At 63.2% G+C, this 22941-nt stretch carries 20 protein-coding genes and 1 pseudogene; 13 read left to right on the forward strand and 8 right to left on the reverse strand.

Features of this window, described 5'->3' with window-relative positions:
• Nucleotides 1-2 precede the first annotated feature (2 nt).
• The 3 genes from GGD67_RS21090 to GGD67_RS21100 are packed head-to-tail and all read right to left on the reverse strand — an operon-like array spanning nucleotide 3 to nucleotide 3975.
• On the reverse strand, nucleotides 3-1274 hold the full coding sequence (locus tag GGD67_RS21090) for an NAD(P)/FAD-dependent oxidoreductase (RefSeq protein ID WP_179735529.1): 1272 nt from the start codon (nucleotides 1272-1274) through the stop codon (nucleotides 3-5).
• Nucleotides 1275-1326: 52 nt separating this feature from the next.
• Nucleotides 1327-3513, reverse strand: a complete 2187-nt coding sequence (locus GGD67_RS21095; protein ID WP_179735530.1) for a molybdopterin cofactor-binding domain-containing protein — start codon at nucleotides 3511-3513, stop codon at nucleotides 1327-1329.
• 12 nt (nucleotides 3514-3525) lie between these two features.
• Entirely contained in the window at nucleotides 3526-3975 is a 450-nt protein-coding gene (locus tag GGD67_RS21100; RefSeq protein ID WP_026202799.1) for a (2Fe-2S)-binding protein, read from the reverse strand.
• A 332-nt stretch (nucleotides 3976-4307) separates the two neighbouring features.
• Between GGD67_RS21100 and GGD67_RS21105 the strand changes: the two genes are divergently transcribed.
• A complete protein-coding gene (locus GGD67_RS21105; RefSeq protein WP_018322713.1) occupies nucleotides 4308-5924 on the forward strand; it encodes a B12-binding domain-containing radical SAM protein in 1617 nt (538 codons plus the stop codon).
• A gap of 263 nt (nucleotides 5925-6187) precedes the next feature.
• A complete protein-coding gene (locus GGD67_RS21110; RefSeq protein ID WP_179735532.1) occupies nucleotides 6188-8383 on the forward strand; it encodes a hypothetical protein in 2196 nt (731 codons plus the stop codon).
• A 39-nt stretch (nucleotides 8384-8422) separates the two neighbouring features.
• On the opposite strand, the gene GGD67_RS21115 is transcribed toward GGD67_RS21110, so the two are convergent.
• Nucleotides 8423-9811, reverse strand: coding sequence for an MFS transporter (locus GGD67_RS21115; RefSeq protein WP_179735534.1), 1389 nt, complete (start codon nucleotides 9809-9811; stop codon nucleotides 8423-8425).
• Between the two features lie 173 nt (nucleotides 9812-9984).
• Between GGD67_RS21115 and GGD67_RS21120 the strand changes: the two genes are divergently transcribed.
• Together GGD67_RS21120 and GGD67_RS21125 are read left to right on the forward strand one after the other, a co-directional pair.
• Nucleotides 9985-11046, forward strand: coding sequence for an isocitrate/isopropylmalate dehydrogenase family protein (locus GGD67_RS21120; protein ID WP_179735536.1), 1062 nt, complete (start codon nucleotides 9985-9987; stop codon nucleotides 11044-11046).
• A gap of 190 nt (nucleotides 11047-11236) precedes the next feature.
• Nucleotides 11237-11416: a hypothetical protein gene (locus tag GGD67_RS21125; RefSeq protein ID WP_179735538.1), complete on the forward strand. Its 180-nt coding sequence runs from the start codon at nucleotides 11237-11239 to the stop codon at nucleotides 11414-11416.
• An 11-nt stretch (nucleotides 11417-11427) separates the two neighbouring features.
• Here GGD67_RS21125 and GGD67_RS40180 read toward each other — a convergent pair whose 3' ends face one another.
• The 3 genes from GGD67_RS40180 to GGD67_RS21140 form a co-directional block, all read right to left on the reverse strand.
• On the reverse strand, nucleotides 11428-11712 hold the full coding sequence (locus GGD67_RS40180; RefSeq protein WP_179735584.1) for a hypothetical protein: 285 nt from the start codon (nucleotides 11710-11712) through the stop codon (nucleotides 11428-11430).
• The gene (locus tag GGD67_RS21135; protein ID WP_179735540.1) at nucleotides 11712-12143 is read right to left on the reverse strand and encodes a pyridoxamine 5'-phosphate oxidase family protein; all 432 of its coding nucleotides are present in this window, start codon (nucleotides 12141-12143) and stop codon (nucleotides 11712-11714) included. The genes GGD67_RS40180 and GGD67_RS21135 overlap by 1 nt, the downstream gene beginning before the upstream one ends.
• A 123-nt stretch (nucleotides 12144-12266) precedes the next feature.
• The gene (locus GGD67_RS21140; RefSeq protein WP_018322718.1) at nucleotides 12267-12443 is read right to left on the reverse strand and encodes a hypothetical protein; all 177 of its coding nucleotides are present in this window, start codon (nucleotides 12441-12443) and stop codon (nucleotides 12267-12269) included.
• A gap of 131 nt (nucleotides 12444-12574) precedes the next feature.
• Here GGD67_RS21140 and GGD67_RS21145 point away from each other — a divergent pair, with 131 nt between their 5' ends.
• From GGD67_RS21145 to GGD67_RS21165, 5 genes are all read left to right on the forward strand, one after another.
• Nucleotides 12575-12853, forward strand: coding sequence for a hypothetical protein (locus GGD67_RS21145; protein ID WP_157644503.1), 279 nt, complete (start codon nucleotides 12575-12577; stop codon nucleotides 12851-12853).
• Nucleotides 12854-13552: 699 nt separating this feature from the next.
• The gene (locus tag GGD67_RS21150) at nucleotides 13553-15187 is read left to right on the forward strand and encodes a hypothetical protein (protein WP_179735542.1); all 1635 of its coding nucleotides are present in this window, start codon (nucleotides 13553-13555) and stop codon (nucleotides 15185-15187) included.
• 62 nt (nucleotides 15188-15249) lie between these two features.
• Nucleotides 15250-16293 (forward strand): TAXI family TRAP transporter solute-binding subunit, encoded by a 1044-nt coding sequence (locus tag GGD67_RS21155; protein ID WP_179735543.1) that lies wholly within the window; start codon nucleotides 15250-15252, stop codon nucleotides 16291-16293.
• Nucleotides 16290-16919 (forward strand): hypothetical protein, encoded by a 630-nt coding sequence (locus GGD67_RS21160; RefSeq protein ID WP_246783487.1) that lies wholly within the window; start codon nucleotides 16290-16292, stop codon nucleotides 16917-16919. Before GGD67_RS21155 ends, GGD67_RS21160 begins: the two co-directional genes overlap by 4 nt.
• A gap of 24 nt (nucleotides 16920-16943) precedes the next feature.
• The gene (locus GGD67_RS21165) at nucleotides 16944-17561 is read left to right on the forward strand and encodes a hypothetical protein (RefSeq protein ID WP_246790845.1); all 618 of its coding nucleotides are present in this window, start codon (nucleotides 16944-16946) and stop codon (nucleotides 17559-17561) included.
• Between the two features lie 281 nt (nucleotides 17562-17842).
• On the opposite strand, the gene GGD67_RS21170 is transcribed toward GGD67_RS21165, so the two are convergent.
• Entirely contained in the window at nucleotides 17843-18586 is a 744-nt protein-coding gene (locus GGD67_RS21170; RefSeq protein ID WP_095426400.1) for an SDR family NAD(P)-dependent oxidoreductase, read from the reverse strand.
• A gap of 145 nt (nucleotides 18587-18731) precedes the next feature.
• Here GGD67_RS21170 and GGD67_RS21175 point away from each other — a divergent pair, with 145 nt between their 5' ends.
• The 4 genes and pseudogenes from GGD67_RS21175 (at nucleotide 18732) to GGD67_RS39960 (ending at nucleotide 22831) form a co-directional block, all read left to right on the forward strand.
• Nucleotides 18732-19502 carry a methyltransferase domain-containing protein gene (locus GGD67_RS21175; protein WP_179735545.1) on the forward strand — a complete coding sequence of 257 codons (771 nt, stop codon included), beginning with the start codon at nucleotides 18732-18734 and terminating at the stop codon, nucleotides 19500-19502.
• Between the two features lie 198 nt (nucleotides 19503-19700).
• A complete protein-coding gene (locus tag GGD67_RS21180; protein ID WP_179735547.1) occupies nucleotides 19701-20702 on the forward strand; it encodes a DctP family TRAP transporter solute-binding subunit in 1002 nt (333 codons plus the stop codon).
• 152 nt (nucleotides 20703-20854) lie between these two features.
• Nucleotides 20855-21331 (forward strand): annotated as a pseudogene (locus GGD67_RS39955) (TRAP transporter small permease); the annotation flags it as partial.
• 219 nt (nucleotides 21332-21550) lie between these two features.
• A complete protein-coding gene (locus GGD67_RS39960; protein ID WP_246783491.1) occupies nucleotides 21551-22831 on the forward strand; it encodes a TRAP transporter large permease subunit in 1281 nt (426 codons plus the stop codon).
• Nucleotides 22832-22941: the final 110 nt, after the last annotated feature.

The following is a 22941-nucleotide window of genomic DNA, read 5'->3' on the forward strand; positions in this document are numbered from 1 at the left end:
CTCTAACCAAAGACGTCCGCCGTGATGATTTGAAACCAGCGCTCGGCTTCGGTCGCCTCGCGGGCGCGCAATTCGCGCGGGGCATCGACTGGGCTCGTCGCGCCGCCCTCGACCTCGGCAAAGATGTCGCCTTTCGGCTGATAATTGCCTGCAAGCAAAAATCCATAGCCTGGCGCGACGGTGTTGTAGCAGACGCCGGTCAGCCGTGGCGTCTCGGGTGCCCGGCCCGCGAGCAAAGCGACGATGGCAGCGGCGCAAGCCTTGCCTTGCCCGCTTGCGGCCGAGGCCGATTTGGGAATGCCGCCGCCGAGGCAGGCGTCGCCGATGACATGGATGTTCTTGACGAGCTTCGACTCGAAGGTCACGGGATCGATCGGACACCAGCCGGTGTGGTCCGCCACGCCTGCGATCTCGGCAATGCGTCCCGCGCGTTGCGGCGGAATGACATTGGCGACATCTGGCGTGTAGTTGCCGAACTCGGTGACAATGGTCATGGTCGCCGGATCGACCGAGGTCACGCGACCGCCTTGTGACAGCGCGATGCGCTCGATCATGTCGCCATAGAGCTCCTTCCACGCCCTCTCGAACAGCCGCTGCTGGGAGAAATTGTCCTTGGCGTCGAGGATCAGAACTTTCGAGCGTGGCTTGTTCGTCTTCAGGTAATGCGCAATCAGGCTGGCACGCTCGTAAGGCGCCGGCGGGCAACGCAAGGGATTAGCGGGGATTGCGATCGCGACCGTGCCGCCGTCAGCCACTGCCTCCAGCTGCCTGCGCAGCAACAGCGTTTGCGCGCCGGCCTTCCAGGCGTGCGGCATCTTCTCCGATGCGGCGTCGTCATAGCCGGGCAGGGCTTCAAAGTGGAAGTCGATGCCGGGCGAGAGCACGAGGCGGTCATAGGCAAACGTGGCGCCATCGGCGGCCGTCACGCTGCGCTTTTGCGCGTCGACGGCCGTCGCGGCCTGAGCAGCGACGGTGACGCCCTCGGCGGCGAGCCTGTCATAGCCGAACTGCTGCGCGTCGATCTCGCGCAAGCCGGCGATCACCTCGTTGCTGAAGGGGCACGACGTGAAGGTCTTGTTCGGCTCGATCAGCGTCACCTGCAAGCCCGCCTGCGCACGCTTGAGCGCCCGCGCGCAGGCCGCTCCACCAAAGCCGCCGCCGACCACGACGATGCGGCCTGCGGATTGCGCGCGCAGGATCGAGGGGACGGCAAACGATGTGGCCGCGGCGGTGATGCCGAGAACGGCATTCCGCCGTGTCACCGGCGCATTCATGAATCTTGTCCGCAAAATGCCGCGGCGGCCGTCGTGGCCGCCGCGGCTGTGCTTAGGCGAAGGTGATATTCTGGTCCCGCAGCGGCACGGAGCGGATGCGCTTGCCGGTCGCGGCGAAGTACGCATTGAGCACCGCCGGCGCTGCGACGCCGATGGTGGGCTCGCCGACGCCGCCCCAGAACCCGCCGCTTGGCACCATCACCGATTCAACCTTCGGCATCTCGTTGATGCGCATCGAGTTGTAGGTGTCGAAGTTGGTTTGCTCGATCTTGCCGTCCTTGACGGTGCAGCCGCCGTAGAACAGCGCGGAGAGGCCATAGACGAAGGACCCCGCGATCTGCCGCTCCACCTGCGCCGGATTGACGACGTAGCCGGGATCGGTGGAGGCGACGATGCGATGCACCTTGATCTTGCTGCCGTCGGTCACCGAGATTTCGGCGGCGCCAGCAACATAGCTGCCATAGCCCATGACCTGGGCGATGCCGCGATAAACGCCCTGCGGCGCCGGCGTCGTCCAGCCGATCTTCTCGGCGACCGCGTTGAGCACCGCCAGATGCTTGGGATGGTTGCCCATCAACTTGCGGCGGAATTCGAGCGGGTCCTGGCCTGCGGCCTGGGCCAGCTCGTCCATGAAGCATTCCATGTAGATCGCGTTGTGATTGACGTTGACGCCGCGCCAGAAGCCGGGCGGAACGTGCGGGTTGCGCATCGCATGCTCGACCAGCAGGTTCGGCACCGAATAGCCGAACGCCGCTTCGCCGGATTGGGCGACGCCCTGGAAGGCAGCTGGGTCCATGCCGTTCTGCAGCGCTTCGGGGCGCAGCGAGAACAGGATTGATTGCCCGGACAGGCGGTAGTGCAGCGCGACCAGATTGTTGTTGGCATCGAACGCGCCGGTCATCTTGCACTGGGTGATCGGGTGGTACCGGCCGTGCGCCATGTCCTCTTCGCGCGACCACAACAGCTTGACCGGGGTGCCCGGCATCTCTTTGGCGATCATCACGGCCTGGCGGACATAGTCGGTCTGGCCGCGTCGGCCGAAACCGCCCCCTAACATCACCTTGTGCACGTCGCACTTGTCGGCCGGCAGGCCGGAAGCTTCGAGCACCGCCGCGAACGCCGCCTCGCCATTCTGCGTGCCGCACCAGACCTCGCATTTGTCCGCGGTGTAGAGCGCGGTGGCGTTCATCGGCTCCATCGTGGCGTGGTTCTGGTAGGGATAGGAGTAGACGGCCTCGACCTTCTTGGCGGCGCCGGCAATCGCGGCCTTCGCATCGCCGTTCTTGTTGCCGACATAGGCCGGCTGGTCGTTGTTGAGGCCTTCGGCCAGCCACTTGGCAATCGTCTCACTGGAGACCTTTGCGTTGTCGCCCTCGTCCCAGACGATCGGCAACGCCTCCAGCGCGGTCTTGGCGTGCCACCAGGTGTCGGCAACGACCGCGACCGCGGTATCGCCGACCTTGACGACTTTCTTGACGCCTTTCATGCTGGCGATCTTGGCTTCGTCAAAGCTCTTCAGCTTGCCGCCGAACACGGGGCAATCCTTGATCGCGGCATTCAGCATGCCCGGCAGCTTGATGTCGGCGCCGTAGATCATGGCGCCGGTGGTCTTGTCGACGGTGTCGAGCCGCTTCACGCCCTTGCCGATCAGCTTCCAGTCCTTCGGATCCTTCAGCTTGACCTCGGCCGGCGGCGACAGCTTGGCTGCGGCCTCGGCGACCTTGCCGTAGGTCGTGGTCCGGCCCGATGGCGTGTGGGTGATGACGCTGTTCGCGGCCGCGCATTCGGAGGCCGGCACCTTCCATGCATCGGCGGCGGCCTGGATCAGCATCACGCGCGCGGTGGCGCCGCCCTTGCGGACATAGTCCTGCGAGGAGCGGATGCCGCGGCTGCCGCCGGTCGAAAAATCGCCCCAGACGCGCTTGCGGGCGACGCTCTGGCCGGGTGTCGGATATTCGGTCGTGACCTTGGTCCAGTCGCATTCGAGCTCCTCGGCGACGAGTTGGGCAAGGCCGGTCAGCGAGCCCTGACCCATCTCGGAGCGGGCGATGCGGATCACGACGGTGTCGTCGGGCCTGACCACGACCCAGGCGCCGATCTCCGGCGAGCCGTCGGCGGCGCGGACCACGGCGGGGCCGCCGAAGGGGAGGTCGAGGCCGATGGCGAGGCCGGCACCGACCGCGGCTGTGCCGATGACGAAGGCGCGGCGGTTGAGCCGCGGCGAGACATGCTTATTCATGTGGGGATTTCCTTACGCGCTTGCGATCGTGTGGATCGCTTCGCGCACCTGCTGGAAGGTGCCGCAGCGGCAAATGTTGGTGATGGCCTCGTCGATATCGGCGTCGGTGGGCTTCGGCTTCTCGCTCAGCAGCGCCGCCACCGCCATGATCATGCCGCTCTGGCAATAGCCGCATTGCGGCACGTCCTGGGCGATCCAGGCCTCCTGCACCTTGTGCAGCGCATCGCCGGAGGCGAGCCCCTCGATGGTGGTGATCTTCTTGCCCTCGGCTTCGCTGACCGAGACGCCGCAGGAGCGGGTGGCGACGCCTTCGATGTGAACCGTGCAGGCGCCGCATTGTGCAATGCCGCAACCGTATTTGGTGCCCGTCAGGCCGGCATTCTCGCGAATCGCCCAGAGCAGCGGCGTATCCGGCTCGACGTCGAGAGTGAAGGTTTTTCCGTTGATTGTTAGGTTTGCCATCGCAAGTCCCCTGATTGGCCCAATCCACCGATTGAACTCAGGGGCGCAATGTGTCCGGCAAACTGGAACTGTTCAAATCAACAGTCCGAGGGGTGAAATGCGAAGAATTACGCCGCTGAGGGAAGATTGTGGGGAGGGTGGTGTTTTGTCTCGCCCTCCATCATGGTTGATTCGGTCGGCCTTCCGCGGGCGCCAATCCATGGGTCTGAGGCGACGCCAGCCGTGAACGCCGGTTCCAGGCCCGGTCGAGGCCACGGCGACAGTTTGTCCCTTTTGCCGGGGTGCAAGACGCGGGCGCTTTGGTACACTGCGCCGACGCCAGAAGGAGTTCCATGAACGTGCCGAGTCCCAACGTACTGATGCTATACCCGCTGTTCTCGGCAGAGTCCTTCTGGACCTTTGGCGAATCCTGCAAGGTATTGGGCGTAAAGCGCCCGGCCGCTCCTTTGGGCCTGATCACCGTTGCCGCGATGCTGCCCGAAAGCTGGACGGTCCGGCTGATCGATTGCAACACGGCGCCCTTCAACGACGAGGATCTCGCCTGGGCCGATGTCGTCTTCACCGGCGGGATGATGCCGCAGCAGGCCGACACGCTGCGCCTGATCGAGCTCTGCCGCGCGGCCGGCAAGCCGGTGGTCGTGGGCGGCCCCGACCCGACTTCGAGCCCGCACATCTATGAGCGGGCCGACTTCCGGGTGCTCGGTGAGGCCGAGAGCGTCATCGACGAATTCATTGCGGCCTGGGAGGGTGGCGCGCGGAGCGGCACCTTCACCGCACCGAAATTCCAGGCGGACGTGACCAAGACGCCGGTGCCGCGTTTCGACTTGCTCAAGTTCGAGGACTATCTCTATCTCGGTGTGCAGTATTCGCGCGGTTGTCCGTTCACGTGCGAGTTCTGCGACATCATCGAGCTCTACGGCCGCGTGCCGCGGACCAAGACGATCGAGCAGATGTTCGTCGAGCTCGATAGGCTCTATCAGATGGGCTACCGCGGCCATCTCGACTTCGTCGACGATAATTTCATCGGCAACAAGAAGTCGCTGCGGCAATTCCTGCCTAAGCTCGCCGAATGGCAGCGGACCCACGGCTATCCGTTCGAATTGTCGACCGAAGCCTCGGTCAACCTGGCCGATGATCCCGAGCTGTTGGAGTTGATGGGGGCGGCGAATTTCTTCGCCATCTTCGTCGGTATCGAGAGTCCGGATCCGGCAACGCTGGTCGCGATGCGGAAGAAGCAGAATACGCGGCGCAACATCGCCGAGAGCATCCACAAGATCTACGCCGCCGGCATGCTCGTCACCGCTGGCTTCATCGTCGGTTTCGACAATGAGAAGGTCTCCATGGCGGACGCCATGATCGATTTCATCGAGGAAGCGGCGATTCCCGTCAGCATGGTCGGGCTGCTCTATGCCTTGCCGAACACGCAGCTGACGCGCCGCCTGGAGCGCGAAGGCCGGCTCCACGCGGGCCACGATGTGGCGCCGACCATCGGCGCCGATCAGTGCACGGCTGGAATCAATTTCGATCCGGTGCGCCCGCTCCGCGACATCCTGACGGACTACAAGCGGGTGCTGGAGCACGTCTACAGCCCGGCTGCCTATTCAGGACGCGTCGACCGCCTCATGACGCTGCTCGACCGGTCCCGGCAGCGCCACGAGCTCGCCGAAGGCGATATCCGCGCCAAGCTCGGTGCGATGGAGACGGTGCACAAGGTGGTCACCGCCCTTCCCGAGGCGCGTGGACCGTTGTGGCAAACTTTCATGAACTGCGCCAAGCGCGACACGACATCCGCGCGCATTGCCGTGCAGATGATCGCAGCCTATGCCCATCTCGGACCGTTCTCGCGCAAGGTCATCGCCGCCATTGACGCGCGCCTGGCGGCGCTGGACGAGCAAATCCCGAGTCCAGCCGTAGCTGTGGGCGCGACCGAGGCTCGACATCTGGCCTGACATCCGGAGAGCGATGGAACCGCCCACGACGCTTTAATGCGCTGCCCGGCGTGCCGTCGGCAATCAAACTGGCTGTCATGTGTGAGATCCCGGCTTGACAGCAGGACAACCTCAAGCTGATCGTCGTCAGGACGACCCGGGCCCGCCGCGATTTCGGCGTCTGGACGTTCCGCGCGGGCATTTTGAGTTGGCCCGCGAGGCTCAGTGTTCGTCTGCCATTGCGACCGACGTCATTGCCGGAAAAGCTCTAGCGGGGTTGGGCCATGTTCAGGAAGGTGATCCGCTGGTCGGTTGCGCTGATTGTCGTGGCGGTGCTGGTCTTCGCATATCTGCCTTCCTTCATCGCCGATTCCATCTACAAGAACGTCGACGACATCACCGATGGCGAGATGCCCGCCACCGTCACGGCCTTTCAATCGGGGCCGGACGTCGTCAGTACCATCGGTGGCAGCGGCGAGGGCCTGAACTGCAGCCTGCCGCCCTGGGCCAACATATTTTTCGACGGCGGCAGGGATTCCAACCAGAAGCGCCATCTCGTCCTGCAGCGCTTCAGGCAGGCCTGCGTCTTTCACGACCTGTGCTATCGCCATGGCCTGGCGACCTATGGCTATAACCAGAACGATTGCGACCGCATTCTGCAGAACGCGGCTTTTCGACTGTGTCTCTACATACGAAACGGCAGCCAGGAGAGCAGCGCGGCGCGCTGTCAGACCGACTCCAAGATGGTTCTGGCCGGCGTGAGCATCGGCGGATACGACGCCTATCGCGGCTGGGACCGATCGACCTATTTCGAGTTCGATTCGGACCCGTCGCGGTCGAACGGATTTCTGGTCAGCCGTGTGGTGGATCATCCGTTCAAGGCGGCCGCGCCGGCCAAATACGGCAGCGACCCCGATCAGGTCATTCTCATGTTCGAGAACGTCCGCTCCAATCTTGCGGTGACCTGCATCACCTGCGCGAGTGTTCCCGTTCTCGAGTGGACGACCGATCCCAACGCCGTCAGCGCCGAGTTGCGCTCGGTCGGCGTGACGCGGTTGCCGGAAGCGCTGCTCAAGCGCGAGCCCCTGCTGTCCGAAACCATGCCGGTCTGGTTGCCGCCGCGCCGTCGACACGCCGCGCCGCATCTCCTGGTCGACGGAGCGGGCAAGGACCGTCTGATCTGGATGAGCCGGAACAACCCGCAGGACAGCATGTCCTGTATCGTCGGCGCCGATCCGGCGCGCCTCCTCACCAATACCCTGCCGGCCCGGGATCTCTGCTCCGTCGATGCGGGCCCGTCGCTCAGCAGGGTTGAGGTCGACATGTTCGCGACCTCTCCGCTTCCGATGGAAGTGCCCGGAAGTCCGGATCTCGTCTACGCGACGTCGATCAGCACACAGAAGACAAAGGAGCAGCATCTGAGCTTCTGCTCCCGCTCTGCATCCAGGAAGGTCGAGGAGTCCGGAGGCGACGACCGGTCCAAATGCGTCACCTTCCCCGAACCGGAGGTTCGCAAGGGCGCGGCGCTCGGCGCATTCCAGAACTTTCCGCTGGTTCGCGCCGGACAGCAGATCTATTTCGCGCGGGACATCGATCAGCGGACGGATTCGCTGTTGACCGCCGCCTGGCAGCGCGCCTTCGGCAACAGCTTCTCGCCCGACGGTGCCTTGCTTGTGATTGACGTTGCGCCGCCGCTCGCCGCCAAAGGGCCTCTCTCGGCCAAGCTGAAGAAGATCGTCCGGTTCAACATCGACGATCGCTTCGATCCGATGATGCCGATCACGCGCAAGGCGGATGATTTGCGATTCCTGAGCCTCGAGGCGTCGAAGTCGAGTGTGCACCTTCGCACGATCGATTTCGCCAGGGACAACCCTTCCGTTGGCAATGCGCGGCTGACGATGGGCGACGGGGACGTGGACCTGGACCGCTCGTGGGCGGAGAGGCCCATGCTGGTGCTGGAGACCAGGGAGGCGCGACCGAGGACCAAGCTGGTGTTCTCCCGTGGGGAAATAGCGATCGAACCGGGCAAGCCCGACGTGTCCCGCGCGACGACCGAAGTGTTGACGCTGCAGACCCTGGTTTTCGAACGCGATGCCGCCGCGCCGTCGGATGCGCCGTTCGTGAAATCGGCCGGAGCTGCTTGCCGGGTCGTCTATGAGTTCGAAGCGAACCACACCGATTGGGCGTGCTATCGCGCTTTCGACCCCGACCGCGCGATGCGAGCCTCGCCAGCGACGCGGATGCAGGCCTCCCAGACGCTGGTTGGGCGGTTCAGCCAAGGCGGCGGCCATGGCCTCGCATTTCCCGATCTCTGCCTGAAGTCGGAGCCGATCATCCTGACGCCGCAAGGAGGCACGTTTGCGCCCCTGAGCGAGACCGCGGGCTGGAAAGGCCCGCCAAAGCTGACACGGACGATCAAATGCGAGCCGCTCGATGCCGCGGCAATCGTGAGCCGTCCCATCGTGCAGAAGGCTCCGTGAAGGCAGGCCGGCCGATTGAGGCGCGCCAACGCGTTCGGTCTACTTCACCGCCAGCCGCAGGAAGCTCATCACGCTGCCGAGTGCGGCAAAGCCGGCGCCGAGCGCCAGCGCGACGGTTGCGCCGTCGTGACCGGCCAGCGCGAAGCAGAGCGCCGCGAGGGCCGCCCCCGTCGTCTGTCCCGTCAGGCGCGCGGTCGCGACGATGCCCGAGGCGCTGCCGCTGCGGTGCGGCGGCGCGCTTGACATCACCGCCTTCATGTTCGGCGCCTGGAAGAAGCCGAAGCCCATGCCGCAGATCACCATCCGCCAGATGATGTCGGCAATGGCGGGGTTGGCCGGAAGCGTTGCGAGCAGCGCCATGCCGAGGCCGAGCAGCACCAGGCCGATGCCGCCGAGCAGGCCGACCGCGTGCCGGTCGGATAGGCGTCCCGCGATCGGCGCCATGATGCCGACCACCAGCGGCCACGGCGTCATGAAGAAGCCGGTCTCGACCTGCGAGCGGCCGAGCACGTCCTCGAAATAGAACGGCAGCGAGACGAAGGCGAGGCCCTGCACGGCGAAGGAGCACACCGCAGTCGCGGCCGACAACGCGAACATCGGCCGGCTGAACAGGTCGATCGGCAGCATCGGCGCCGGATGGTCGGCGTGCCGGCGCGTCAGGATAAAGCCGAGCGCGAGGGCCGTGACCAGCTCGATGATCACGACCGCCGGCGACAGATTATGCGCGGCACTGCCGATGCCTGTGATGAACAGGCCGAGGCAGGCCGACGCCAGGATTGCGCCGAGAAAGTCGAACCCGTGATCGGCGCGCGGCGTCTTCGGCAGCATCGCAACGCCGATGCCGATCGCGACGAGGCCGAACGGGATGTTGACGGCGAACAGCCACGGCCACGGGCCGAGGGCCAGGATGGCGGAGGCGATCGTTGGCCCGAAGGTGAAGGCGGTCGCGACCACAAGCGCGTTGTGGCCAAAACCGCGGCCCAGCATCCGGCCGGGATAGACGAAGCGCACCAGCGCGGTGTTGACGCTCATGATGCCGCTGGCACCCAGCCCCTGCAGCATGCGCGCGACCAGCAAACTGTCCAGCGACCACGCCACCGCGCAGAGCAGCGAGGCGATGGTGAACAGGATGAGGCCGCCGAGATAGATGCGCTGGTGTCCGACGATCTCGCCGAGCGCACCCAGCGGCAAGAGCGTCGCCACCAGCGCGATCTGGTAGACGTTGACCACCCACACCGACTGCTCCGGCGAGACATGCAGATCGGCAGCAATGGCGGGCAGGGCGATGTTGGCGATCGCGGTGTCGAGCGAGGCCATCGCCAGCGCGGTGAAGATCGCGGCGATCGCCCAGCGCCGCTGCGCGGCGGGGAGGCCATCAGAGATGGTGTGGTCGGGCTCGCGCGCGGCGGCAGGTAACGTGATCGTCATTGCGTTGGCGCGTGGCTCCGGCGGCGCGGCTCAAATCGGTCATTTCGCATGTACTACGGCGGGGCCGCCTTCCACAGGCATATGCTTGCATGCTGTGTATGCGCGAAGGTGAGGCGATGACGGCTCGCGCTGGCGTATGATCGCGCCGCGGCTGCAAAAGTCAGGGGATCGCCATGCAAATCGTCGTTCTGCCCGGTGACGGCATCGGACCCGAGATCACGACCGCGACATCGGGCGTGCTGCGCGCGGCCTCAGAGCGCTTCCAGCTCAATTTGCGTCTGGAGGAGCACGCGGTCGGGCATGCGAGCCTGAAGCTATCAGGCACGACCGTGCGCCCCGAGCTGCTCGACATCGTCCGCGCCGCTGACGGCCTGATCCTGGGTCCGACCGCGACCTTCGACTTCAAGGACGAGGCTCATGGCGAGATCAATCCGTCGAGGTACTTCCGCAAGAACCTCGACCTCTACGCCAATATCAGGCCCGCGCGCACCTATGCGGGGCAGCCCGGGCGCCTCGGTGATTTCGACCTCGTCGTGGTCCGCGAGAACACCGAGGGGTTCTACGCCGACCGCAACCTGGAGCAGGGCAGCGGCGAGATGCTGGTCACGCCCGACGTGGTGATCTCGCTGCGAAGGATCACACGCCTCTGCTGTGAGCGCATCGCGCATGCCGCATGCCGCCTCGCGATCAAGCGGCGCAGGCACCTCACCATCGTGCACAAGGCCAATGTGCTCAAGATCGGTGACGGCATGTTTCTCGAGATCTGCCGCGCGGCGGCGAAGGCCTATCCAGGACTGAGCGTCGACGACATTCTGGTCGATGCCATGATGGCGCATGTGGTGCGCAGTCCTGATCGTTTCGACGTCATCGTGTCCACCAACATGTTCGGCGACATCCTGTCCGATCTTACCGCCGAACTTTCGGGAAGCCTCGGCCTCGGCGGCTCGCTGAATGTCGGCGAGCGCTACGCGATGGCGCAGGCCGCGCACGGCTCGGCGCCCGACATTGCCGGACAGGACGTCGCCAATCCCGTCTCGTTGATCCTGTCGACCGCGCTGCTGCTGGCCTGGCACGGCGAGAAGACTGGTGCGGTCCGCTATGAAGAGGCCGGGCACGCGATCGAGGCGGCGGTGGCGAAGGCGATTGGCGAGGGCAGGGCGACGCGGGCCATCGGCGGCAAGCTCGGCACGATCGCGGCAGGAGCGGCGATTGCGGAGATTCTGCAGGCGGAGTGAGCGGTGCTTGCACACTTTCCTCGGGGCCCAAGACAAAAAGTCGAAAAACAACCCCATGCACAGTAGAAGTCGCCTTGATTGATAAGGGATTTTCGAACCGCCTTGCGACGGCAGTCGCGGCTGCGATCAAGTTGAACCGTCGGGCAAAACACTGGCAGGATGCTAACGTGCTAGCGATCCCGAAAAAGACGTGGACGCCGGTGAACGTGCGACGCCGCCTATCAAGGCGGGCCACGTATCGGCTTGGCAAGCGCTGACCTACGATATCGCGCGCCGATCGCGGTGCCGCTGCCCGGGCCGGCCCGCCAAGGCTCTTGACCTCGTGATCTCCGAAAGTTTTCTGATCGGTGCCGATCAGGTGATGGACTGAAGTAGTTGGGTTCACGGCAGAAGCGTCATGAACTCGTAGACGACGACGGCAGCGCCGAGACAGCGCCGCCAGGGATTCACGCCGCGGAAGACCTCGTCGGCGCCCCAGACGACGAGTCCGCCCTTCATGACGATCGTCAAGCCGACGCTGACCTTGCCTGCGGCAGGCCAGATCCAAAGCAGAACGCCGGCAACGAGGACGATCCAAAGAAGAAGATTCGGCCACTGCGCGATAGTGATGGCACCTGTTTCGCGGCTCCGGAAGAACCAATCAGCGAATCGCTGTACCGAGCCAATCAGAGCGCAACCTCACCCTCTTCGCGGCCCTTCCAGTAAGTGATGCGGTTGGCTTTGACCTTGATCAGCACGATGCCCGGCGTATCAATGCCGCGGTCGAACCATTTGTCGAGATCGCTCGTCCAATGCTGTTGGAATGCCGCCTTGTCCCGGATTAGTTCGGCCGTCCCCTCGACGGCGACATAGATCCCCTTCGAGAACAGGCCCGCTTCCGACGAAAAGCCGAGCGCGACTTTCGGATTTCGCCTGATGTCCGAGACGGTGCGGGTCCGGTCATGGGCAAAGTAGTAAGACGTGCCGTCGTAGGCGACATCGCCGTTGTTGCTCATGGGGCGGTTGGCGATTTCGCCGTTCTCGGTGTGGGTCGAAAGAATGGCGATGTCGATGTCGGCCATTTCCTTCGCGATCTCGGCGAGCGATGTCTTGGACATGAATTTTCCTCCAGTGGGGCTGGAGCAACGGCGGGATGAGGCTACGCGTTCCTCGCGTTCTACTCATTGGAAACGCAAAACCGCCCCCGACATCAGTCGGAGGCGGTTTCGAATTGAATCGGATCAGTGGCCGGTGCCAGGCTTGGTGGTCTTCGGGGGCTTGCCGTCTTCCATGCGGCCCTCATTGCGAAGATCGCGTCCCTCTTGAGCCTTGCGCTGGCTCTCGGGATCCTTGCCGTGCTCGTTCATCTCTTCCTTGATGTAACCGGCGCCTTCCTTGATCTTGCCTTCAACGCTCATGATCTTCTCCTTCCATACAGGCGATAACGCGTTGGCGGACTTGGCGTTCCGGTATCATAACGGCGCAGATTGCGGGGAACCGAGTTGTGCCTTCGAACGCGCAGAATGGTAGAGCGCTTGCGAAACTCATCGTGCTGAGTGCTGAACGTTCGTCGACGGTGTCGCTGCGCATTGATGGCGTGGCTCGGACTTTCCGAGCTGTGGCGCTGGTGCACGACAGGCGCACTGCTCACTTATTTCCGCTGCATGGATCACGTCAGCAGATGGCAGCTCATGAGAGCCATCCGTTCAATTTCGTTTCGCTCTTCATCGTCTACGGAGTGGTTGCTGCCATGGGAGTGACGATTTGCGCCATGCAGTGGCTGCTGATCCGCAGGTGGTGGTTGAAGAAGCCGGCGGCGGATCAGTGATCGTGCGCGCGCCTCTTACGAGCATCATCGGCCGCTTTTGAAGGCAAGGAAGATGCTCGGCGCGCTGTCGCCGACATTGTTGTCGGTGCCTCCTGCACGCACTCCCGCACTGTATTGCCTTAGCAGGCTCGCCCAGGCTGACGACTAGGGGGCCGGGAGATCGGGTAGTTCCGAATGATGAATTGCGCGAGGTCGCGACAAGACGGCTAGTAAGAAATCGGCGGAATAAGCGATGTGGAGGTCAACGCTCGGGGTGGAAAACCGTCACTCGAACGCAAGCCCCAACGCCAACCAGGTCGCAAGAGACAAACAGACGCCAATTCCCAAATAGGGCAATGCAAGGCGCATCGGTCACTCCTCAGCTCCGAGACGCGAAAACGCCTTAACTTCGCATGTTCGCCGTGCACTGCCCATATTCCAAACGATGTACGAGGGGTGGTTTGCCGTGGACGACAACGTACCCGACCGCGCAATGCCAACAGGAAGCAGACGTGCCTGATTTGACGCCCCTTTCAGGTCGGACCCGGCTGATTTAATTTGACTCCGCATTTGGTTCAAAATATATAATTTATTTAATTATTTAATTGTGGGGCTGATGCCTGCCAAGTCCTTTCGCTCTCGGGATTTTCTTCCATGCCGAACCGCGAAACAGGCGGAGCAATCGCGCCGCTCTAGCCTTTATCTAAAGAGGCGTGATCGATGCGCCGACCGATTGATACTGCACCCAGGGACGGAGAAGACATCTGGGTGGAAGATGCGACCGGGGTCGTTGACGTCGCTCGCTGGTCGCCTCAAGCAGGCAAATGGGTCTCCAAAGACGGTGCTCCAATCAACGCCGAGCCGACCCATTGGTATCCCGAAGCTGAGGACATTGACCCAGAGGGCGAACCATCGGGCAATCCGCTCGCGGCGGCTGTCATTTTGCTTCCCGCGATCCTGGTTGGAGCGGCCTTACTGGGTGTGTTCGATACTTTCAGCGCACGAACGATGCCGGAAATGGCGCAAATCGGCGGCGAGAATGCCCTCCGCTTCGACCGACGGCCGGAAATAGGGGCGAGGTCGCAAGCGCTCCTTCAGCGCGAAGCGAACGGAGACCTAACGTACACGGTGCCAGCGGGCATGGTGCAGCCTGAGCCATGGCCCGATCGAGATGCTTTGCACAGTCATGCGCGCGCCAGTGAACCGGACGGGGCGCGCAGGGAACTTGAGGAGGCGGTCCAGCAGGCGCACGCGGCAAAAATTGCGGCGGACGAGTTGCGGCAGTCGCTGCAACAGGAGCAAGCGCGCAACGCTGCGCTTGCGAACGAAGTTGCCGAATTCCGCCGGCAGGTCGACGCCCGCGACGCAGAATCGCGGAAGGCGAAGGATGTGGCCGCGCAACAGAGAGAAGCGGCGCAGCGGCAGATCGCAGAACTAGAGCAGTCTCTGCAGCGCGAGCGGGAAACTAGCACCGCCCGCGCAAGGCAGGTGAACGCCGCACAGGCAGCGGCGGCGAGCGCTGAGCAGGAACGCCACGAGGCGCAGTCGCGCGCCGCCGCGCTCGCGAGCGAACTCGCCGGAATGCCTCGCCGCTTGCCTGTGACGGAAGCTGCGACTGCGGAGGAAAGCCCGGCGGAGGGGCTGGAGATTGCGGAACTGCGGCAGTCCCTGCAGCAAGAGCAGGAAAAGAACGCCATTCTGGTCACGGAAGCCAAAGCAGCGCAGGCAGCAGCTGCCGATGCCGATCAACAACGCCGCGCTCTCGAAGCGGCTCAGGCGCACGCCGCTGCGCTGGAGAGCGAACTTGCCGAAGTGCGCCGGGAGATCGAAACCCGCAACGCGCAATTGCGCGATGCCGAAAATGCGGTCTTGCAGCAGAGACAGGCAGCGAAACGAGAGATCAGTGAGCTGCGACAGTCGCTGAAACAGGAGCTGAGCAAAACCGAGGCCAGGGAGAGAGATCTTGCATCGGGGTGGCGCTCCACCCATGAGCGCGCCCTTGCCGAGCAAGCAAATGACGCGCCGGTCCTGCCGGCGACGCGGAGCGTGGAAGTGGCGGAGCCACCGACCGCCGCAGTCCAGAACGAGGCGGAGGCCCGTTTGCTCCCGCGTGCCAGGGCGCTGCTCGATCAAGGAAATATTGGTGCAGCACGCATTGTACTCGAGCTCGCAGCAGAGAAGGACATTGCGCAGGCAAGTTTCATGCTCGCCGAGACCTATGATCCGGCGGTTCTTTCCGCCTGGGGTACTTATGGAACTCGCGGCGAAGCGGCCAAGGCGCGCGAATTTTACGCGAAGGCACACAGGGGCGGTATTCGCGAAGCCAAGGAACGGCTGGATGCGCTCCGACCCTGAGAATGGGATTCTTGCAGTCCGAGAGACGAAAGCTTGCGGCGGCTGAGCCGGAAGGGAACGACATGAACAAGGCGCCAAAGTTACGCTCGTTGCTCCTGCTGGCTTGGTGGGTGCCGGTCGCTATGATGCTTCAAACGGCCTGCCTGGAAGCGCAAACGGCGAGAAATGCCAAGGCCGATGCACAGCTCGACCGACGGCCGCTTCCGAAAGAGAACGAAAAGAACCGGATGAACGCCTGGACGGTCGGGCTCGCCGGGGGCCTGCTCGAGGGCGCGCCGATCCGCCTTGCCGCAGAAATGGCTCGCGTCGTCGACGACGGAGCAGACCTGCATCTCCTGCCGATCGTCACCCGGGGGGCCACCGACAATCTGAACGCGCTGCTCTATTTGCGCGGCGTCGATACTGCCATCATCAATTCCGACGCGCTCGAGGAGTATAAGATTCAGGTACCGCAGATCCGGAGCCGCATCACCTATCTGCTCAATCTCTTCCCATCCGAGCTGCACATCTTTGTGCGGCCTGAGATCACAAGCCTGCAGGATCTTGTCGGCAAGAGGGTGAACTTCAACACCCTGGGCACCGCGGCCGCCTATTCAGGGCCACTGATCTTCAGCCGCCTCGGGATCGATGTCGAAAAGACATTCATCCCACATCAGGTTGCCCTGGAGCAGATGCGCAAAGGCGAAATGTCGGCCGTTGTGTTCATCACGTCGAAACCCGTCGATGCCTTCGTAAAGGGCCGCTGGGAGGCCGGATTCAAGTTCCTCCCGATCCGTTACGACAAGAAATTCGAGGACTATTATCTGCCCGCGACCTTGGACGCCAATGAGTATCCTAATCTGATCAAGCAGGGTGAGCGGGTCTCGACCATCGCGGTCCCGACAGCGCTTGTCGCTTTCAACTGGCCGCCAGGCTCCAATCGCTACCAACGCGTGGCTCGCCTTGTCGAGTACCTGTTCTCGCGCATCGACCGGCTGCAGGCACCAGGCTTCGATCCGAAATGGCAGTCGATCAATCTTGCGGCATCCGTCCCGGGTCTTAGCCGCTTCCAGGCCGCGCAGGAATGGCTGGATCGCAAAGCGCGCAGCGTACAGGCGAGGCCATGAAGACTGCCGCTCCGCCGCTCGCTGTCGCCTTCAACGTCGCCTGCGGTATCGCCTACGCGCAAAGTACGAGCGATCCCATGGAAACACTGAGGGCTTGTTCGGCGATGGAGGGACAAGCCCGGCTGGAATGTCTGCAAGGCTTATCGCGCAAGATTCCGCCGTCCAGCCGGAGTAGCCGGGATGCTGGCTGGATCGTCAGCGAGACGACTTCGCCAGTCGATTATCTGCCGGTCGTCACTGCCACGGCCACTTCTGTCGGTCGCTCGGACGGTGCCGCGATGCAGCTCGCAATCCACTGCCGCAGAGGCCGCACGGAAGTCATCGTCGCCGGACCGGCTCTGTCACGCAGCGCCAACGAATACGTGATCTCCTTTCGGCTGAATGCGGATACGCCAATGCAACTCGCAGCAGCGTCGCCGTCATTCGGCTCCGGCGTCGCTTTCGGGGGCGACGTCGTAAAATTGTTGAGCTCACTACCCGACGACGGTCACATCGTCGTGAGCCTTTTCACCCGCACTGGCCCGGCGCAAGACGGACAATTCCTGCTCAGCGGATTCGAAAACGTGCGCAAGAAAATGGCGGCTGCATGCAAATGGCCACATGTCGTCACCAGGCCAGGTAGGTGATGGTCAGGATATGGGAGACACGAGATGATCAATCCAAAATTGGCGCTGGCAGTCATCGGCGGCTTGACGATAGGGCTTCTGGTCGGACCAGGCGCGCAGGCGCAGCAGGACAACCAGTGGTTCCCGCAGGCGCGCGAGAAGAGCCAAGCGAGCAACGCGAAGCATCCGGGTGGACAGAAGCAGGTGAGCAAGCCGCGGCAGATTCACGCGATCAGGCAGGATCATCCCAACAACACGAAGATGGCTCAGGCTTCAAGAACCGAGAGCGCGAAAAAGTCGCACCGGCTGGTGCTGCAGGTCAATTCCAACGAACCTGCGATGATGAACCTCACGCTCAACAATGCGAGCAACGTCGCGCAATACTATCGCGATCTCGGTGAACCAGTGTCGATCGAGGTCGTCACCTTTGGTCCCGGCCTTCACATGCTGCGCGACGACACCTCGCCGGTAAAGCCGCGCATCGAGGTGCTCGCGATGAGCCATCCCGAAATCTCGTTCAAAGCCTGCGGCAACACGCAGGAAAACATGCGCAAGGCGGAGAACAAGGACATCAACCTGATCCCACAGGCAACGGTCGTGAAATCCGGCGTTGTCCGCGTCATGGAGCTGCAGGAGCAGGGCTGGAGCTACGTCAAACCGTGAGGTCTGGCGGCAAACCCAGGTCAATGCATTTGGCGCTTAGCGCGAGCTGAGCGCGCGCCTCGTCCTTCGAGACGACCGCTTCGCGGTCTCCTCAGGATGAGGCTAAGCAGCATCGGTGCTCGTTGAAACTGCAGCCGCGCACTCGATCGTCATCCTGAGGGCCCGCCAACGGCGGGCGTCTCGAAGGATGGCCACAGGCGAAATCACTCCCAAATGCGATAGCCCTGGGGGCAAACCGGACATGGCGAGCGTTCGCGGGTCGTGGATACAGGAGCCCAGCCCTAGAACTGATACCGCCGCAGCCCCCCGTCCACCGGGATCACCGTCCCGGTGATGTACCGCGCCACCGGCGAGGCCAGGAACACCGCGAGTGCGGCCAGATCTTCCGGCTCGCCCCAATAGCCGACCGGGATTTCCTCTTCCGCGAAGCGCTCGCGATAGTCAGGCGCGTAGTTGCGGCGGATCTGCTCGCTCATGATGCGGCCGGGAGGGATGCAGTTGATGGTGATGCCGTGCTCGCCGATCTCGCGCGACAGGCCCTTGGCCCAGGCGTGCACGGCGGCCTTGGCGGCGAACGCGGCGTTGAGTCCCTCGGGCTCGGACTTGCCGGTGATGTTGACGATGCGGCCCCATTTCCGTTCGATCATCTGCGGCAGCAGTGCATGCGCGATGCGGCGGTAGCTGGTGAAGTTCAGCGCGATCGCCTCGTCCCATTTGCTGTCGGGCGCATCGACCGGCAGTGGCCGGCTGCCGCCGGCATTGTTGATGAGGATGTCGACATGTCCGAGCTCCTTCACCGCGAACGCCGCGATCCGCTCTGCAGCGTCCTTCGCCATCACGTCCTGCTCGAGCGGCGTGATCAGCCCGGAGCCTTCCTCCTTCACCAGCTCGGCGAGCAGATCGGTGCGCCGCGCCACGCCGACCACACGCACGCCTTCGGCGGCGAGGCCCTTGGCGATGGCGCGGCCGATGCCGATGCTCGCGCCGGTGACAACAGCGGTTTTCGATTTGAGCCCGAGGTCCATGGTCACACGCTCTCTTGTTTGGTTCTTGCTTATTGCTGTCCGCTTCCTGCCCGTCCCGCGCGCCTTGCGAATTGCCTGAGCGGGACGAGCAGTGGTAACCAAGAGCGACCTTGAAGGAAACACGAAAAAGAAAAGGCGTTGAGCGATGGCCTGGGATCCGCAGCAATACTTAAAATTCTCCGGCCACCGGCTCCGGCCCGCCGTTGACCTCTTGATGCGGATTCCGGATTTTGGCCCGCGCGAGATTGCCGATCTCGGCGCCGGCGCCGGCAACGTGACAAAACTCATCAAGGAGCGCTGGCCGGAGGCGAGCGTGACCGGCGTCGAGGGCTCCGCCGAGATGGTTGCCGCCGGCCGCAAGGCTGCACCCGATGTCGAATGGTCCCACGAGGACCTCGGCCAATGGCGCCCCGCCAGGCAATACGACTTGATCTATTCCAATGCCGCACTGCACTGGCTGCCCAATCATGCGGCGCTGTTTCCATCGGTCATGGAGAAGGTGAAGCCTAGCGGCATGCTTGCGGTGCAGATGCCGCGCAACTTTCTGGCGCCGTCGCATGTGCTGATCGGCGAGACCGCACTCGATGGTCCGTGGCGATCCAAGCTCGAGCATCTCGTGACGCCGCCGCCGGTCGAGGGGCCGGCCTTCTATCACGATCTTCTTGCGCCGATGTCGGCCAACATCGACATCTGGGAGACCGAATATCTGCAGGTGCTCGAAGGCGAGAACCCCGTGAAGGAATGGACCAAGGGGACCTGGCTGACGCGCTATCTCGACGTGCTCGCAGGCGAGGAGAAGATCGCATTCGAAGCCGCTTATGGCGCGCGGGTTGCGAAGGCTTATCCGAAGAATGCGGCGGGGCAGACCCTGTTCCCGTTCCGCCGCCTTTTCATGGTTGCGCAGCGCAAGAGCTGATGCTCTGCCGCAATGCGACATAAGCGCTCGTTCCCCTGGACAGAAGCAGGTGCCGGGTTGCGTAGACAGCGCTCGTCAAGATAGCTTGGCTGCGGCAAATTGGGCTTAGGTCTAGTTGTTCGGCCTGCGGATTGCTGCCACTACTCAAACCGGAAAACAAAAAAGCACCCGGTTTGTCGAGGTTGTTGGGAGGTCTTCATGCGCAAACTGCTTCTTGCGGTCGCGGCGGCCGCGCTGATTCTGGCCCCTGCCGCTGCGCAGGCCCAAACTCCCATCGTCATCAAGTTCAGCCACGTCGTCGCCAACGACACCCCGAAGGGGAAGGGCGCACTGAAGTTCAAGGAGCTCGCCGAGAAATACACCGACGGCAAGGTCAAGGTTGAAGTTTACCCGAACTCCACGCTCTACAAGGACAAGGAGGAGATCGAGGCGCTGCAGCTCGGCTCCGTGCACATGCTTGCCCCTTCGACCGCGAAATTCGCGCCGCTCGGCATCAAGGAGTTCGAGGCGCTCGACCTGCCCTGGCTGTTCAAGGACGACCAGACCTATTCCAACGCGATGAAGGGCACGGTCGGCAAGTGGCTGTTCCAGAAGCTCGAGACCAAGGGCATCACCGGGCTTGCCTATTGGGACAACGGCTTTCACATGCTCTCCGCCAACCGCCCCTTGCTGAAGCCGACCGATTTCCAGGGCCTTAAATTCCGCATCTCCGGATCGAAGGTCGCCGACCAATATCTGCGCATCATGGGCTCGATCCCTCAGATCATGGCGTTCTCCGAGGTCTACCAGGCCTTGCAGACCGGCGTGGTCGACGGCTGCGAGAACACCGCGTCCAATTACCTGACGCAGAAGTTCTACGAGGTGCAGAAGGACATCACCGTGTCCTATCACGCGCATCTGCAATATGCGGTCATCGTCAATTCGAAGTTCTGGTCGGGCCTGCCGCCCGACATCCGCACCCAGCTCGACAAGGCGATGGCGGAGGCATCCGACTACACCAACTCGATCGCGCGCCAGGAGAACGAGGACGCGCTGGCCGAGATCAAGAAGACAGGTAAGACCAATCTGCATTACCTGACCGATGCCGATCGCAAGGCGTGGCAGGATGCGATGCAGCCGACTTATAAATGGGCAAAGGGCCGGGTCGGGCAGGAGGTGCTCGACCTCGTCGCCAAGGAACTCGACGTCAAGATGAACTGACGGCCGCGCCCTAACAAGAATAGCAACGGTCGGGGGTGATCGCACTCCCGGCCGTTTCGCTCTTGAATGGACGAGCCAATGCTGGGGGGACGAAGTTGCTGCGTGTTCTGAATCGTGTGCTCGATCATCTCGAGGAGTGGCTGATCGCGACGATGATCGCGGCTGCGACGTCGCTCATCTTCGTCGCCGTGCTGCACCGCTACGGCGCCGGGCTGTCGATCGATATCGCCAAATGGGCGGAAGCCCGCAATCTGACCTTCCTCGCCGTCCCGGCGCGCGCGGCATTCGTCTGGCTTGCCGCGCTCGATCTGTCCTGGGCGCAGGAACTCTGCATCTACATGTTCATCTGGATGGCGAAGTTCGGTGCCGCCTACGGCGTGCGGACCGGCATCCATGTCGGCGTCGACGTGCTGGTTAATATCCTGCCCGGCGGATCGCGCCGGCGCGTCATCACCTTCGGTCTGTTGTGCGGCGCCCTCTTCACCGCCATCGTCGCCTATTTCGGCGCCGCGTTCGTGGGACAGATGTGGCAGACCGGCCAGCAGTCCAACGATCTGGAAGCACCGATGTGGATGGTGTATCTCACCATCCCGCTCGGCTCCGGCCTGATGTGCTTCCGCTTCCTGCAGGTCGCCTGGTCGTTCCACCGCACCGGCGAGCTGCCGCATCACGACATGGCGGGCGTCGAGGGTGTCGAGGCGGATCCGGTGCATCCGGCGCCGGTCACGCATAGTCAGGTCGTCCGGGACGAGCGCAGCCCGCTCGGCTGGATCCTGATGCTGCTGCCGGTCCTGATCGTCGCCTTGTGCTTCGCGCATGCGGGTCACGTCATCACGCTGCCGCAGGGCTTGCGCGTCCTCATCGTGTTCGCGCTTCTGCTCTCCTTGATGCTGACGGGCATGCCGATCTCGATCGCGCTCGGTCTCACCGTGCTCAGCTTCATGTTCACACTGACCGACGTGCGAACGGAATCGGTGGCGCTGAAGCTGTTCACCGGCATCGAGAACTTCGAGATCATGGCGATCCCGTTCTTCATCCTCGCCGGCAACTTCCTGACTCATGGCGGGGTGGCGCGGCGGATGATCACCTTCGCGACCTCGCTGGTCGGCCATTGGTACGGCGGTCTGGCGCTGTCGGGGGTGGTCGCGTGTGCGCTGTTTGCCGCCATTTCCGGCTCGTCGCCGGCGACCGTGGTGGCGATCGGCTCGGTGATCCTGCCGGCGATGGTCGCGCAAGGCTTCCCGAAGCGGTTCGGCGCGGGCGTGATCACGACGTCGGGCTCGCTCGGAATTCTGATTCCGCCGTCGATCCCGATGGTTCTCTACGCCGTCTCCACCAACAGCTCGGTCGGCAAGCTTTTCATCGCCGGCATCGTGCCGGGATTGGTCCTGGCCACGCTGCTCGGCGCCACCACATTTTACCGGGCCTGGCGCAACGACTATCCGCGGATGCCGAAGGCAACGCTGTTCGAGCGCTTCGATGCCTTCCGCAAGTCGATCTGGGGCATCCTGCTGATCGTGATCGTGATCGGCGGCATCTACAGCGGCCTGTTCACGCCGACCGAAGCTGCCGCCGTCAGTGCGGTCTACGCCTTCATCGTCGCGGTGTTCATCTATAAAGACCTGAAGCTGAGCGACGTGCCGCGGGTGCTGCTGTCGTCGGCGAATCTTTCGGCGATGCTGCTCTACATCATCACCAACGCCGTCCTGTTCTCGTTCCTGATGACCTACGAGAATGTGCCGCAAGCGCTGGCGCAATGGATGATCGACCAGGGCCTGGGGTGGATCGGCTTCCTGCTCCTCGTCAACTTGCTGCTGCTGCTGGCGGGTAACGTGATGGAGCCGTCCTCGATCATCCTCATCATGGCTCCGATCCTGTTTCCGGTCGCGATCAAGCTCGGCATCGACCCGATCCATTTCGGCATCCTGATGACAGTCAACATGGAGGTTGGCCTCTGCCATCCGCCTGTCGGCCTCAATCTCTACGTGGCGTCAGGCATCGCAAAGATGGGGATCACAGAGCTCACGGTCGCGGTGTGGCCATGGCTGCTGACGATGCTGGGATTCCTGGTGGTGGTGACGTACTGGCCGGGCCTGTCGTTGTGGCTGCCGCGATTGTTGGGGATGTAGCGACGAGTTCTGAATCCCTCTCCCCTTGTGGGCCTGTTGCGTAATTCGCCAGTTGTGATTCCCTAGGGCAAAGCCTTGGGGGAATGACGATGGCGGTGAAGCGGACAGGA

This window comes from Bradyrhizobium sp. IAR9 (assembly GCF_013408065.1).
Classification (GTDB): Bacteria; Pseudomonadota; Alphaproteobacteria; order Rhizobiales; family Xanthobacteraceae; genus Bradyrhizobium.